General features: G+C 72.7%; 11 protein-coding genes. 7 read left to right on the top strand and 4 right to left on the bottom strand.

Translation table 11 applies throughout. The annotated features are described in order from the left end of the window. Window positions 1-23: 23 nt before the first annotated feature. Genes KIP79_RS30150 through KIP79_RS30135 form a run of 4 tightly spaced genes read right to left on the bottom strand, consistent with a single transcriptional unit; the run spans window position 24 to window position 5603 of the window. Window positions 24-2504, bottom strand: coding sequence for a beta-glucosidase family protein (locus KIP79_RS30150; RefSeq protein ID WP_214108341.1), 2481 nt, complete (start codon window positions 2502-2504; stop codon window positions 24-26). Beyond that, window positions 2501-3331 (bottom strand): carbohydrate ABC transporter permease, encoded by an 831-nt coding sequence (locus KIP79_RS30145; protein ID WP_214108340.1) that lies wholly within the window; start codon window positions 3329-3331, stop codon window positions 2501-2503. The genes KIP79_RS30150 and KIP79_RS30145 overlap by 4 nt, the downstream gene beginning before the upstream one ends. Window positions 3332-3335: 4 nt before the next feature. After that, window positions 3336-4280 carry a carbohydrate ABC transporter permease gene (locus KIP79_RS30140; protein WP_214108339.1) on the bottom strand — a complete coding sequence of 315 codons (945 nt, stop codon included), beginning with the start codon at window positions 4278-4280 and terminating at the stop codon, window positions 3336-3338. A gap of 27 nt (window positions 4281-4307) precedes the next feature. After that, on the bottom strand, window positions 4308-5603 hold the full coding sequence (locus KIP79_RS30135) for an extracellular solute-binding protein (RefSeq protein WP_214108338.1): 1296 nt from the start codon (window positions 5601-5603) through the stop codon (window positions 4308-4310). Window positions 5604-5944: 341 nt separating this feature from the next. On the opposite strand from KIP79_RS30135, the gene KIP79_RS30130 reads away from it, so the two are divergent. From KIP79_RS30130 to KIP79_RS30100, 7 genes are all read left to right on the top strand, one after another. Next, the gene (locus KIP79_RS30130; RefSeq protein ID WP_214108337.1) at window positions 5945-6538 is read left to right on the top strand and encodes a cupin domain-containing protein; all 594 of its coding nucleotides are present in this window, start codon (window positions 5945-5947) and stop codon (window positions 6536-6538) included. Between the two features lie 75 nt (window positions 6539-6613). Further along, a complete protein-coding gene (locus tag KIP79_RS49705; protein WP_214108336.1) occupies window positions 6614-7429 on the top strand; it encodes a cupin domain-containing protein in 816 nt (271 codons plus the stop codon). Next, a complete protein-coding gene (locus KIP79_RS30120; protein ID WP_214108335.1) occupies window positions 7426-8271 on the top strand; it encodes a nitrilase-related carbon-nitrogen hydrolase in 846 nt (281 codons plus the stop codon). Before KIP79_RS49705 ends, KIP79_RS30120 begins: the two co-directional genes overlap by 4 nt. Next, window positions 8268-9128: an FAD binding domain-containing protein gene (locus KIP79_RS30115; RefSeq protein WP_214108334.1), complete on the top strand. Its 861-nt coding sequence runs from the start codon at window positions 8268-8270 to the stop codon at window positions 9126-9128. Before KIP79_RS30120 ends, KIP79_RS30115 begins: the two co-directional genes overlap by 4 nt. After that, the gene (locus KIP79_RS30110) at window positions 9125-11527 is read left to right on the top strand and encodes a xanthine dehydrogenase family protein molybdopterin-binding subunit (protein WP_214108333.1); all 2403 of its coding nucleotides are present in this window, start codon (window positions 9125-9127) and stop codon (window positions 11525-11527) included. The genes KIP79_RS30115 and KIP79_RS30110 overlap by 4 nt, the downstream gene beginning before the upstream one ends. Then, window positions 11524-12015 (top strand): (2Fe-2S)-binding protein, encoded by a 492-nt coding sequence (locus tag KIP79_RS30105; protein ID WP_214108332.1) that lies wholly within the window; start codon window positions 11524-11526, stop codon window positions 12013-12015. Before KIP79_RS30110 ends, KIP79_RS30105 begins: the two co-directional genes overlap by 4 nt. Continuing rightward, window positions 12012-14342, top strand: coding sequence for a xanthine dehydrogenase family protein molybdopterin-binding subunit (locus KIP79_RS30100; protein WP_214108331.1), 2331 nt, complete (start codon window positions 12012-12014; stop codon window positions 14340-14342). The genes KIP79_RS30105 and KIP79_RS30100 overlap by 4 nt, the downstream gene beginning before the upstream one ends. Window positions 14343-14364 lie beyond the last annotated feature (22 nt).

Raw genomic sequence — 14364 nt, 5'->3', positions numbered from 1 at the left:
GCCGCGCATCCCGGGACCGCCGGTCAGCCGACGCGGACGGTGGCGGTCAGCGGACGGTGGGCGGAGGAGAACCCGGCCGTGAGGGTGAAGTCCCCCGGCTCGTACGCCCACCCCCCGTCCCAGTGGGCGAAGGCCCGGACGGGGATGCGCATCTCGGCCTCGCCGGTCGCGCCCGCAGCCAGTCGTACAGTAGCGAAACCGGCGAGCCAGGTCACCGGGCGCTCGATCGCGGTTTCGGCGCGGGCGCAGTACAACTGGATGACCTGCTTGCCCGCCCGGTCGCCGGTGTTGCGGATCCGGACCCGGACGGTGAAGGTGTCGTCGGTGGCGGGGTCGACGGCGGCGGGGTCGACGGCGGCGGGGGCGCGGAGGTCCTCCAGGGCCCACGTGGTGTAGCCGAGCCCGTGGCCGAAGGGGTAGGCGGGGGTGCGGCCGAGGCGGAGCCAGTTACGGTAGCCGACGTGGACGCCCTCGTCGTAGTGGACCTGGCCGGCCACCGGCTCGATCCGGAGGATGGGCACCTGGGCCTCGTCGGCGGGCCAGGTGGTGGGCAGCCGCCCGCCGGGTTCGGCGGCACCGGTGAGCAGGTCGCCGACGGCGCCGCCGATCTCCTGGCCGCCGAACCAGACCTGGAGCACGGCGCCCACGTCGCGGGCCCACGGCAGCAGCATGGGGGCGCCGCAGTTGACCACGGCGACGGTGGCCGGGTTGGCCTGGGCGAGCGCGGCGACCAGGTCGTCCTGGCGGCCGGGCAAGGCGAGGGTGTGGCGGTCCGCGCCTTCGGCCTCCAACTCCTTGTTGCTGCCGACGACGACCACGACCAGGTCGGCGTCTCGGGCGTCGGCGACGGCTTCGGCGATCAGCCGCTCATCGTCGATCTCGGGTGGGAGCAGGCCGATCCGGAAGCCGAGCGCGTTGCGCAGGCCCGCGTCGGCCCGGCGCGGGGCGAGCGTCAGCTTGAGGTCGACCGGCCGGTCCTGGTGTACGGCGAACGGGAAGGCTTCCACGGGGGCGGCGAGCAGGGCGGCGCCGAGGTCGGTGCCGACCGGTTCGATGTGGCGCTCGCCGACCACCTGGCCGTCGGCGGTGACCTGGAGCAGGCCGAGGGTGCTGACGCCGAGCCGTATCTCGCCGCCGGTCTCCGGCAGGTAGCGGGTGCTGACCTCCACGGTGGCGGCGCGTTCGATGGGGGCGTCGCCGCCGAACCAGACCAGGTCGCTGGAGCGGCGCTCCTCGGTGTGGATGACGGAGCCGTGGGCGTCCAGGAAGCGCACCCGCGCGCCGGGCTCGCCGGTGGCGGGGTTGGTCATCCGGCCGGGCGCGAGATGGGTGAGCCCGTTCTCGACCAGCGGCCCCGGCCGGTAGGTGACCTGGGCGGCGGGGAAGGCCGCCCGGATGCCGTCCAGCGGGGTGACCACGTGGGCGGGGACCACGGTCGCGCTGCCGCCGCCCTGGGTGCGGGGGTGGGCGGCGCCGTGCCCGACGACGAGCACCCGGCGCACCCCGGATGGGTCGATCGGCAGCACGCCCCGGTTCTCCAGCAGCACCGCGCCCTCGGCGGCGGCCTCCCTGGCGAACCGCACCGGGTCCAGGTCAGGGGTGGTTCTGGGGACGGCGAGCGGGCTGCCGTCCAGCTTGCCGAGCCGGGCCGCCAGGCGCAGCAGGCGGACCACCTTGCGGTCGACCACCGCCTCGTCGATCTCCCCGGCCTCCACCGCCTTCACCAGAGCCTCCCCCCAGGGGCCGTCCGGTCCTGGCATGACCAGGTCCTGGGGGTACCGGGCGCTGTTCAGGCTGCGTACGCCGGTCCAGTCGCCGATGACGACCCCGTCGAACCCCCACTCGTCGTTGAGCGGTGTCTCCAGCAACGGGTTCTCGCTGGAGGTGGCGCCGTTGACCGCGTTGTAGGCGCTCATCACCAGCCAGGCGCCGGCCTGCCTGACGGCGCCCTCGAAGGCCGCCAGGTAGACCTCGCGCAGGGCGCGTTCGGACACCCGGACGTCCACGGTGTAGCGCTCGGTCTCGAAGTCGTTGCACAGGTAGTGCTTGGGGGTGGCACCGATGCCGTGCTGTTGGATGCCCTCGGTGTAGGCGGCGGCCAGTTCGGCGGTGAGCACCGGGTCCTCGCTGAACGCCTCGAAGTGCCGGCCCCCGCCGGGGGTGCGGTGCATGTTGATGGTCGGGCCGAGTACCACGTCCACGCCCTTGCGCTGTGCCTCCCCGGCCAGCACCGCCCCGTAGCTGCCGGCCACGGCGCGGTCCCAGGCGGCGGCGAGGGCGGTGGGCGAGGGCAGGTTCACCGACGGGTCGCGCTCGTCCCAGGCCTGGCCGCGGATCCCGGACGGGCCGTCGGAGAAGACGATCGAACGCAGGCCGATCCGGGCCAGCTCCCGGGTGGACCAGAAGTCGCGCCCGGTCAGCAGGGAGACCTTCTCCACCAGGGTGAGCTCGGCGCAGAGCCGGTGCAGGTTCGCGGACATCGCGGGGGTTTCGCCTTTCGTCATTTCAGGCCGGTGGTGGAGATGCCCTGGATGAAGTAGCGCTGGAGGAACAGGAACAGCACCAGGATGGGGAGCACGATCACGGTGGCCCCGGCCAGCAGCAGACCGTAGTTGACGGTGTTGGCGCCGGCCGAGATCAGCGCGATGCCCACCGGCAGCGTGTACATGTCCTCGGTCTGCGCGGCGACCAGCGGCCAGAGGAACTCGTTCCAGGAGGACAGGAACTGGAGGATGGCCAGGGTGGCCAGGGCGGGGCCGGAGAGCGGAATGATGATGGTGAAGAAGATCCGGAACTCGCCGGCGCCGTCCAGCCTGGCGGCCTCGATCAGCGAGTCGGGGATCTCGCGGATGAACTGCCGCATGATGAAGACGCCGAGCGGGGTGGCCAGGAACGGCAGGATCAGCGCGCCGTAGGTGTTGGCCAGGCCCATCCGGGTGACCAGGACGAACAGCGGGACGAAGGTGACCACGGTGGGCACCATGAGCATGGTCATGACCACCGCGAACAGGGCGCGCCGCCCGGGGAATTCGATCTTGCTCAGCGCGTACCCGAGCATGGAGCAGAAGATCAGGTTGCCCAGGACGACGGCGACCGCGACGAGCACGCTGTTCACGAAGTACGAGCCGAAGTCCACCCGGGTGAACAGGTCGGCGAAGTTGCGCAGCGTGCCGTTCTCCGGCAGCAGGGTGAACTCGCCGGAGAGGATCTCGCTCTGCGGTTTGAACGCGCCGCTGACCATCCACACGAACGGCAGCACGGTCAGGCCGAGGCCGATCAGCAGCGGGATGTAGAGGTACCACCGGCTGTGCCGGGTGTTTCTGATGGTCAATGCTCTAGTCCTTCGCGCGCAGGACGCGGAACTGCACCAGCGTCACCAGGGCGATCGCGACGGCCAGGATGTAGCTGGCGGCGGAGGCGTGCCCGTAGTCGCCGTAGCCGAACTGGTTGTAGGTGAAGTAGGTGATCGAGAGCGTGCTGTCCAGCGGACCGCCACCGGTCATCACGAACGCCTCCTCGAAGAACTGGAAGTAGTAGACGCTGATCAGCACGCAGCCGAGCAGGATGGTGGGCCGCATCAGCGGCAGGGTGAGGTCGCGGAAGCGCTGGAAGGGCCCGGCGCCGTCCATCCGGGCCGCCTCGTACACCTCGGCGGGCAGGCCCTGGAGCCCGGCCAGGAACACGATCATCAGCGTGCCCATGTTCCGCCACATCGCCATCAGGATCAGCGACGGCATCGCGAAGGCGGTGTCGTGCAGCCAGTCGGGACCGGTCACGCCCAGGGCGGCCAGGCCCTGGTTGAGCAGGCCGTCCGGCTCCAGGATGTACTTCCAGACCACGGCGATGGCGACGATGCTGGTCACCACCGGCGTGTAGAAGCCGACCCGGAAGAACGCCCGGAACCGGTTGATGCCGTTGTTGAGGGCCAGCGCGATCAGCATCGCGACGGCCACGGTGAGCGGCACACCGACTCCGGCGAAGTAGAGGGTGTTCCCGACCGCCCGCAGGAACTTCTCGTCGGTGAACAGGTCGGCGAAGTTGGACAGCCCGACGAACCCCACCGCGAACGGCGTGCGCAGGTCGCGGCTGGTCGCGTCGGTGAAGCTCAGCGCCAGCGAGGCACCGAGCGGCCCGATCATGAAGGCGGCGAACAGCGCGGTGAACGGCAGCGCCAGCAGCCAGCCGGCCAGGGCGCGGCGCCGGCGCCACGCGGGCCGTCGGCGGCGGTGCGGGACGGCGTGCCTGGCCGCCGTCGCGGGCGCGTTGGCGGTGGGGTTCATTTCGGTACGTCTCCTGGGCAGCGGGGGTTACTTGAGGCCGACGGCCGACATGTCCTTCTGCAGGCCCGCCGCCGCGTCCTGCGGGGTGACGGTGCCCCGGGCCAGCCGCTCGCCGTACCCGTCGATGATCGAGGAGAGCTGTGCCCAGGTCGGGATGACCGGCGGGGTGGCGGTGGACTTGAGCTGGTCGTTGAAGACCGCCACGGCGGGGTCCTTGTCCAGTCCGGCCACGCCCCACGCGGCGGTGACCGCGGGCAGGTCGGCGGTCAACTCGCTGAAGTGCGCGGCCTGCTCGGGGGTGGAGATGAACCGGATGAACTTCCAGGCGCCGTCGGGGTTCTTGGCGTCGGCGAAGACGGCAAGCTGGCCGCCGCTGAGCCAGCTCACGCCGCCGCCGGGTCCGGCGGGCACCGTGGCGATGCCGATCTTCTGGTCGAACTCGTCGCCGAGCAACTCCTTGAGCGGACCGATCAGCCAGGAGCCGTTCACCACCGAGCCGATCTCGCCGCGGGCCAGCCGCTCCTCGACCGAGCCCCACGGCTCGTAGGTCCCGGTCTGGCTGGACACGCCGTCCTTGACCAGCGACTGGTACTTGGCCAGACCCTCGATCACCTGCGGGGTGTTCAGGGTGAACTCGGTCTGGTCGGCGTTGGTCAGGGCGCCCCCGGCCTGCCAGACGTACGGCAGGAGCACCTGGTGGGTGAAACCGGCCTCGCCGGTGGCCAGCAGCAGCCCGTCCTTGGCCCCGGCCTTCTTCAGCGCGGCGCCGAAGGTATTCAGCTCGTCCCAGCTCTTGGGGGCGCTGACGCCGGCCTTCTCGGCGAGGTCCTTGCGGTAGAAGAGGGTCCGGGTGTCGACGTAGAGGGGGACCGCGTAGCTCGTGCCGTCGATCTTGGTGGCGGCGATGGCGTTGGCGTCGAAGCCCGACTCGTCGATCAGGCCGGCGGGCACGGGGGCGAAGCCCTTGGCGGCCACGAACGTGGCGAGCGCGTCGGGGTTGAGCAGGGTGATGTCGGGCGTCTGGCCGGAGGCGATGGCGGTCGAGATCTTGGTGGGGGCGTCGTCCCAGGGCACGCCGGTGACGGTCACCTTGGCCTCGGGGTTGGCCTGCTGGAAGGCTTCGCCGATCTTGGGCAGCTGGTCGCCCTCGCCGCCCATCGCCCAGACGGTGATCTCGCCCTTGGCGGGGCTGTCGTCGATGGCGGCGGCGGGGGCGGAGGGGGCGTTCGCGGTGTCGCCGCCGGCGTCGCGGCCGCAGGCGGTCAGGGTGAGGGAGGCGGCGGTGACCAGGGCCAGGCCGGTGGCCCACTTCTTAATGATCATGTGCATCGTCCTTCGGGAGTGGAGGTGGGGGTGGTCCGGCAGCTTCCCGACGGGCTGCGTGCGAGCCACTATGTGGCGTGCGAGCCGATTTATGCAATAGTCGCGCGTTAAATATCTATGAAGTAGTTACAGTGCCACTGAAATCGGCACCCACCCCCACACCCGTCCAGCCGACCTGATCTTTCACTATGATTGAAGGCGTACAAGATTGTTTAAACTTCGTTACACACTGTTAACGCAACATCACCGCTTATAGAGCGGGATGGCCACAGACCGCTTGACCCAGTTCACTGTGGCTGAAACCGTGGGCGCTGCCCGCCCACCCTTGGATCGGAGGTCCCTTGAACGCGCCGGACGCAGCTCTCCCCGCACCGAACCAGCAGAGCGCCGACCAGACCATGGCACAGGTGGGCGCCCGCATCCGGCAGCTGCGCTCCCGGCAGGGACTGACCCTCAAGGAGGTCGCGGAGCGGACGGGGATCAGCACCTCCATGCTGAGCATGCTGGAGCGCGGCGTCTCCAACGCCTCGGTCGGCACGCTGGTCTCGGTGGCCTCCGCCCTCGGCCTGCACATGTACGACCTCTTCGACCGGCCGGACCAGGGCGCCGGATCGCCGGTGACCCGGCTGGCCGAGCAGACCCTGATCCGGGCCGGGGAGGGCACCACCCGGCGGGTGGCGCACAGCGACGCGCAGGCAGGGGTCGAGATGGCGGTCAACACCTACGAGCCGGGCGGCGCGAGCGGCCCGGCGGCCACCCATCACCGCGGCCGGGAGTTCGGCATGGTGGTCTCGGGCTCGCTCACCGTGGAGCTGGACGGTGAGATCTACCAGCTGGCGGCGGGCGACGTGATCGCCTACCCGTCCGCCCGCCCGCACCGCATCGTCAACTCCGGGGCGAACGAGGCCGTCGCGGTGTGGATCAACATCGACTGATGCCGTTCGTCCCGTCATGACGGATTTTAACGTCACTTAACAAGTTCGATCCAATTGAATGCTATCGTCCTTGGCGTGACGCAGAACCACCAGACCTCCCCGGGCATGCGCGTCGTCTCCCCCGACCAGTGGGGCCCCGACCTGGGCCTTGTCGCGGGCGGCACGTGGCGAGAGATCATCGGACCCGGCACCGGCGCCCGCTGCCGCAGCCTCTACGCCATCGACCTGGGACCGGGCGCCGCCACCCGGGCGCTCGCCCATCCCGGCGAGGCCGTCTACTACGTCGTCGGCGGCACCGTGACGGTCACCGAACAGCTGGCCGGGGGCCGCGCCGCCGGTCACGAGCTGGCCGAGGGCGCGATGGCGCACCTCCGCGCCGGATCGCTCTACACACTCGCGGCCGAGGCGGGAGCCCGGCTGGTCGGCGGCCCCAGCCCAGTGGACCCGGCGCTCGGCACCGCGCCCGCCGAACCCCCCGCCGAGCCCGGCGTGACCACCTACCACCGGGACCGGCCGGGCCTGCTGGTGCCGTTCATCTCGGCCGATGCCCGGCTGGTCGTCTGGCTCGGCGCCGGGGCGGTCACCGCCAACATGAACTACGTCGTCCTGGAGCCGGGCGAGCGCAACCGGGAACACGTGCACGCCGAGTCCGAGGACACCATCCACATCCTGGCCGGGCACGGCACCGCGGAGAACGTGACCACCGGGGAGAAGTTCCGATTCGGGCCCGGCGACACCATCCACATCGAGATCGGCTACTGGCACGCGGTGGCCGCCGACCAGGGCGAGCGGGTGGTCAGCGTCGGCGGCCCCTGCCCCGCGGACACCGACATGCTGCGCGCCGCCGGGGTGGACGTGGACGCCCTGCCGCTGACCGGCGCCACGCGATGACCACCGTCGCGCTGGAGCAGATCGACGTGGTGGCCGGCGAGGTCGCCGCCAACCGCGCCCTGGCCGCCACCCGGGCCGCGGCGGCCTTCCAGGCGGGCGCCGACCTGGTGGTCCTGCCGGAGCTGGCGGTCAGCGGCTACGTCGTCGATCCGGTGCTCGCCCGTACGGTCGCCGAACCGCTCGACGGGCCGAGCCTGGCCGCCTTCACCCGGGTCGCCGGCCGGGCAGGTCTGGTCGTGTACGGCTTCTGCGAGCGCGACGGCGACGATCTGTTCAACACGGTCGTGGCGGTGGACGGGGACGGACCGGTCCTGCACTACCGCAAACTCCACCTGTTCGACCGGGAGAAGGGCGTCTACACCCCCGGCGACCTGGGCCTGCCGGTCCGCGAGACGCCGTACGGCGTGCTCGGCCTGTGCGTCTGCTACGACCTCCGGTTCGTGGAGGTCCTGCGCGCCCTCTCCCTCCAGGGCGCCGACCTGGTGATCGCGCCCGCCGCCTGGGTGGCGGGTTTCGACCGCACCGTCCCCGTCGCCGGGGCCACCCGCCACGTCGACTCGGTGCTCGCGCAGGCCAACCTGGACCAGGTGGCCGTGGTCGCGGTGTCCCAGGTGGCCGGAGCCTCGCACGGGGGCCCGGCTACCCTGGGCGGTTCAGTGGCCTGCGACGCGTACGGTGAGGTGCTGGCCGGTCCGCTCTCCCGCACCGCGGCCGACGCCGCCCTGGTGCGGATCGACATCGCGGCGGTGCGCGCGGCCCGGGTACGCGGCCCGGCGATCCGTCCCCGGGAGGACCGCAGGACGGACGTCTATTCCCTGAACTACCGTGGGGAGTCCTGGTGAAGCCCAGCCCGTTCGAGTACGTCCGCCCACGCACCCTCACCGAGGCGCTGGCGGCGATCGCCGAGGACCCGGACGAAAGCAAGATCCTGGCCGGCGGTCAGAGCCTCATCCCGATGATGAACTTCCGCCTGGCCCGCCCCGCCCGCCTCGTCGACGTGAACCGGGTGCCCGGCCTGGCCGGCCTGGCGAGCGACGGGGACCGGGTGCGGGTGGGCACGCTGACCCGGCACCACGCGATGGAGCACAACCCGCTGCCCGGCCCGCTCGGCGGCCTGCTGCGCCGCGCCGCCGCCCACGTCGGCCACCTGCCGATCCGCACCCGGGGCACGTTCGGGGGCTCGCTCGCGCACTGCGACGCCGCCTCGGAGTGGTGCCTGGTGGCCAGGCTGCTGGACGCCGAGATGACGGTGCGCAGCCAGGCCAGGGGAACCCGGGTGATCCCGGCGGCGGACTTCTTCCAGGCCGTCTTCACCACCGCGATGGCCCCGGACGAGATTCTCACCTCGATCGCCCTGCCCGCGCTGGACGAGCACTACCGCACCGGCATCGCGGAGTTCGCCCGGCGGGCGGGGGACTTCGCCATCGTGGCCGCCACCGCCGCCGTCCGGGTCGAGGAGGGGCTGGTCACCGAGGCCAGGATCTGCCTGGGCGGGGTGGCCGAGGTGCCGTTGCGCAGCGCCGCCGCCGAGCGGGTCCTGCTCGGCGAACGCTGGTCGCCGGAGCTGGTGACCGCCGCGGCCGAAGCCGCCGCGGCCGACTGCGACCCGCCGGGCGACGCGCACGGCGACCCGGCCTACCGCCGGGACCTCGTCCGCGCCCTGGTCCCCCGGGCGCTCGGCCTGGACGCGCGGCGATGACCGGGACCGAGCCGCCGACCTGGACCGGCCGGGCGCTGCCCCGGCTGGAGGATCCGGCGATCGTGCGCGGCTGGGGCCGCTACGTCGGCGACATCGCCGCCCGCGACCAGGGCTGCCTGCACGCCCGGTTCGTCCGGAGCGGCGTGGCCGCCGGGCGGCTGGTCTCGGTCACCGCCCCACCCGGCATTACCCTGTTCACCGCGGCCGACCTGGCCGGCGTGAAGCCCATCAGGGCCGTGCTGAACCGGCCCGACTTCGTCGCGGTGGACACCCCGATCCTGGCCGAAGACATGGTCCGCTTCGTCGGCGAGCCGGTCGGCCTGGTGATCGCCGCCTCCGAGGCCGCGGCCGAGGACGCGCTGGAGCTGGTGGACATCGAGATCGAGCCGCTGCCCGCCGTGGTCTCCGCCGAGCAGGCGCTGGCCCCCGGCGCGCCGCTGGTGCACGCGGTGGCGTATCCCGGCGACCCCAACACCGTGGTGGACGGCCGTATCCACACCGAGGGCTTCGACGCGGCCTTCGCCCGGGCCGACCGGATCGTCGAGATCCAGGTCAGCTCGGCCCGGCAGAGCGCGATGCCGCTGGAGGCCCGCGCCGCGCATGTCGCCTACGACCGGGCCGGCGGGCGCTCCACCCTGCACGTGACCACCCAGATGCCGCACGTCATCCGGACCGGCATCGCCGACGCCCTCGGCCTGCGCGAGGACGATCTGCGGGTCGTCGCTCCGGACGTGGGCGGCGGCTTCGGCGCCAAGATGGCGCTGGCCAGGGAGGACGTGGCCCTGGTCTGGGCGTCCCGGCGGCTGCGCCGGTCCATCGCCTGGCTGGAGACCCGCGAGGAGAACTTCCTGGCCGCCTGGCACAGCCGCGAGCAGGTCTACGACATCGCCGGCGCCTTCGCCGCCGACGGCGAGCTGCTGGCTCTGCGCGGCGACCTCGTCTGCGACGTCGGGGCCTACAGCTGCTACCCGGTGACCTGGGGTGTGGAGCCGCTGATGGCAATGGCCGAGCTGCCGGGAGCCTACCGGGTGCGGGAGTACTCGGTGCGGTCCCGGGCGATCGCCACCAACAAGTGCCCGATCGCGCCCTACCGCGGCGTGTCCCGGCCGGTCCAGGTGCTGGCCATGGAGCGGCTGTTCGACGTGGCCGCCGCCGAGCTGGGTCTTGACCGGGTCGCGATCCGGGAGCGGAACCTGATCGTGGAGTTCCCGCACCGCTCGCCCAGCGGCCTGGTCCTGGACCAGGCGTCCCACCTGGAGACGCTGCGCGCGGCCACCGAACTGGCCGATCTGGACGACTTCCGGGACCGGCAGGAGCGAGCCCGCGCCCAGGGCCGCTACCTCGGCCTCGGCATCGCCTGCTTCGCCGAGCGCACCGGCTACGGCACGCCCGCCTTCGCCGCCAGGTCCCGTCCGATCCGGCTCGGCCGGGAGCCCGCGCCGCTGATCACCCCCGGGTACGAGCGGGTGGTCCTGACCATGGACCCGTCCGGCGCGCTCACGCTGCGGATCGGGGCCTCCCCGCACGGGCAGGGGCTGCGGACCACGCTGGCCCAGCTGGTCTGCGACGAGCTGGGGCTGGCGCCGGACGCGGTCCGGGTGATCGCCTCCGACACCGACGCCACGCCGTACGGGTGGGGCAGTTTCGCCAGCCGGGCGATGGTGATCGCGGGCGGGGCGGCGCTGCTGGCCGCCCGGGAGCTGGCCGCCCGGCTGCGGGTGCTCGCCGCCGACCGGCTGGGCGGGCTGCCCGGTGACATCGAACTCACCGGCGGCCGGGCCGTACGGGCGGGGGACGAGACGGGGGTGTCGCTGGCGACGCTGGCCCGGGACACCTACCTGAACGCGCATCTCATCCCCGACAAGGGCGAACCCGCGCTGGAGGCGGTCGGCCTGTACGACCCGTCCGGGACGTTCGCCAACGCCTGCCACGTCGCCGAGGTCGAAGTGGACCCGCTGACCGGCCGGGTGTCGGTCACCCGGTTCCTGGTCGCCGAGGACGCCGGGCGGCTGATCAACCCGGCCATCGTGGACGGCCAGATCCACGGCGGGGTGGCGCAGGGGGTGGCCAACGCGCTCTACGAGGAGCTGATCTACGACGAGCGTGGGGTGCTGGTGACCACCTCGCTGATGGACTACCTGCCGCCGACCATCGCGGAGCTGCCCGGCATCGAGATCGTGCACCTGGACACCCGCTCCCCCGAGTCGATCACCGGCGCGAAGGGGGTCGGCGAGGGCGGCACCATCGGTGCGCCCGCCGCCATCGCCAACGCCGTCAGCGACGCGCTGGCGCCGTTCGGCCTCGGCGTCTTCCACCTGCCCGCCACCCCGCACCGGGTCAGGACCGCCGTCCGCACCGGCACCGACGTCCGCAGAACCGAGAAAGGGACCGCACCATGACGTCCGCGATTCCCCTCCGCCTCTACGTCAACGGCGACCGGTACGAGATCGCGGTCGAGCCCCGCCGTACCCTGGCCGACGCGCTTCGCGAGGACTGCGGCCTGACCGGCACCCACCTGGGCTGCGAGCACGGCGTCTGCGGCGCGTGCACGGTGCTGGTGGACGGGCAGCCGGTCCGGTCCTGCCTGATGTTCGCCGTCCAGGCCGAGGACAGCTCGGTGCGCACGGTGGAGGGCCTGGCTCCGGACGAGGAGCGGCTGCACCCGGTGCAGCAGGCGTTCTGGGAGAACCACGGCCTCCAGTGCGGGTTCTGCACCCCCGGGTTCCTCGTGCTGGTCGCCGGCTACCTGGAGGAACATCCGGACGCGGAGGAGGCGGAGCTGCGCGAGGTGCTCTCCTCCAACCTGTGCCGCTGCACCGGATACCAGAACATTCTGACCGCGACGATGTGCGCCGCCCGGGCCATGCGCGGCGAGGAGCTGCCATGATCGGGGCACGGGCGCTGCGCATCGAGGACCCGGTGCTGCTGCGCGGCGCCGGCCGGTTCGCCGCCGACGTCATCCGCCCGGGCGAGTTGCACATGCGGGTGGTGCGCTCGCCCATCGCGCACGGCCGGATCCGCTCGGTCGACGTCACCCCGGCGCTGCTGCTGGACGGCGTGGTGGCCGCGTGGACCCACGCCGACATCGCCGAGCTGCCCGCCATCGGGTTCCGGCTGACCCCGCTGGCCGACCTGCTGCCCTACCGGCAGCCGGTGCTGGCCCGGCGGATCGTCCGGTACGTCGGCGAACCGGTGGCCGTGGTCTTCGCCACCTCCGCCTACCTGGCCGAGGACGGCGCCGAGCTGGTCAGGCTGGACCTCGACCCGCTGCCCGCGCACCTGGACGCCGACGCGGAACCGACGGCCTGGCTCGACGCCGAGCAGGCCACCTGGGCGGCGGGCCTGGACGTCGAGCTGCCCGCGCAGGACTCCCAGGCCACCGCCTTCACCGTGGAGTACGGCGACGTGGACGCCGCTTTCGCCGCCCCAGGACCCGGCTGGCGGGTGATCGAGACGGACGCCCGGATCGGCAGGCACACCGGCGTGCCGATGGAGTGCCGCGGCCTGGCGGCCGTCTATGACGAGGCCGAGCAGCAGCTGATCGTGGACGGCGCGGCCAAGGTGCCGTTCTGGAACCGGGAGGCGGTCGCCGCCATGTGCGGCCTGCCGCCCCGGCAGGTGCAGGTCAGGGAGACCCACGTCGGCGGCGGCTTCGGCCCGCGCGGCGAGCTCTACCCCGAGGACGTCCTGGTCACCCTGGCCGCCGTACGGCTGCGCCGCCCGATCAAGTGGATCGAGGACCGGCAGGAGCACCTGGTGGCCACCAACCACTCCCGCGGGCAGCACCACCGCCTGCGGGCCCTGGTCCGGCCGGACGGCGAGATCGAGGCGCTGGACGCCGCCTTCGTCCTGGACCAGGGCGCCTACGTGCGCACCCACGGCGCGACGGTGGCCTCGCTGACCGCCTCGATGCTGCCGGGGCCGTACCGCATCCCGCACTTCCGGGCCCGCGCCCAGGTCCGGCTGACCCACAAGACCCCGGCCGGGACCTACCGCTCGCCCGGCCGGTACGAGGGCACCTTCGCCCGCGAGCGCCTGGTCGACCGGATCGCCGGTGAGCTGGGGCTGGACCCGGTGGAGGTGCGCGAGCGCAACTTCATCCCGGCCGGGGCGATGCCGTACGAGCGGCCGATTCAGGCGATGGGCACCCACCTCGTGCACGACTCCGGCGACTATGCGCTGCTGCGCGCGAAGGTGTGGGAGAAGTTCGACCTCGACGGCGTGCGGCGGAGCGTCGCGGAACGGCGGGCGGCCGGGGAGCTGGCCGGTTTCGGATTCGCGTTCTTCGTGGAGAAGAGCGGGATCGGGCCGTACGAGGGGGCCCGGGTCTCGGTGGACAGCTCCGGCGCGGTCACCGTGACCTGCGGCGCGTCCTCGGTCGGCCAGGGCGTGGACACCGTGCTGGCCCAGGTCGCCGCCGAGGTGCTGGGCATCGCGCACGACACGATCAGGGTGGTCCGGGGCCGTACCGACCAGTTCGAGTACGGCCGGGGCGCGTTCGCCACCCGGCTGGCCGTGATGGCCGGTTCCGCGGTCGCCAACGCCGCGCGGGCACTGGCGGGCAAGGCCCGCCGGGTGGCCGCGCACACCCTCGGCGTGCCGGTCGAGGACCTCGGCCTGGCGGACGGCAGGGTGCTGGTGACCGGCGACCCGGCCCGGGCGCTCACCCTGGCCGAGATCGCCCGCCTGCTGGACCCGTCCGGCGCGGCCGAGCTGGGGGAATCACCTGGCCTGACCGCCGAGGGCTGGTTCCACTCCGACCACATGACCTACCCGTACGGGCTGCACGCCGCCGTCGTCCGGATCGACCCGGGCACCGGCCGGCCGCACGTCGAGCGGTTCATCGTCGGCTACGACGTCGGCCGCGCGCTCAACCCCACCCTGGTGGAGGGCCAGATCGCGGGCGGCGTCGCGCAGGGCCTCGGCGGCGCGCTGTACGAGGAGTTCCGGTACGCCGAGGACGGCACCCCGCTCTGCACGACGTTCATGGACTACCTGATCCCCACCGCCCTGGAGATCCCCCCGATCGAGACCCTGATCACCGAGGACGCGCCCAGCCCGATCAACCCGCTGGGGGTGAAGGGCGCGGGCGAGGGCGGCACCACGGCGGTCGCCGCGGCCGTGGCCGCCGCCGTGGACGACGCGCTGGGCCGGCCGAACGCGATCACCTCGGTGCCCATCCATCCCGCCCAGGTCCGCCGCCTGCTCGGCTAGCCCCCGGTGACCCCGGTCAACG

The sequence above is a fragment of the Acrocarpospora catenulata genome, from assembly GCF_018476525.1.
GTDB lineage: Bacteria > Actinomycetota > Actinomycetes > Streptosporangiales > Streptosporangiaceae > Acrocarpospora > Acrocarpospora catenulata.
This window is presented reverse-complemented; position numbering and strand designations above follow the sequence as displayed.

Coding starts and splice junctions, on each gene's coding strand:
- KIP79_RS30140 (WP_214108339.1), bottom strand. CDS start 4,280: ATGAACCCCACCGCCAACGCGCCCGCGACGGCGGCCAGGCACGCCGTC.
- KIP79_RS30150 (WP_214108341.1), bottom strand. CDS start 2,504: ATGACGAAAGGCGAAACCCCCGCGATGTCCGCGAACCTGCACCGGCTC.
- KIP79_RS30100 (WP_214108331.1), top strand. CDS start 12,012: ATGATCGGGGCACGGGCGCTGCGCATCGAGGACCCGGTGCTGCTGCGC.
- KIP79_RS30105 (WP_214108332.1), top strand. CDS start 11,524: ATGACGTCCGCGATTCCCCTCCGCCTCTACGTCAACGGCGACCGGTAC.
- KIP79_RS30135 (WP_214108338.1), bottom strand. CDS start 5,603: ATGATCATTAAGAAGTGGGCCACCGGCCTGGCCCTGGTCACCGCCGCC.
- KIP79_RS30110 (WP_214108333.1), top strand. CDS start 9,125: ATGACCGGGACCGAGCCGCCGACCTGGACCGGCCGGGCGCTGCCCCGG.
- KIP79_RS30120 (WP_214108335.1), top strand. CDS start 7,426: ATGACCACCGTCGCGCTGGAGCAGATCGACGTGGTGGCCGGCGAGGTC.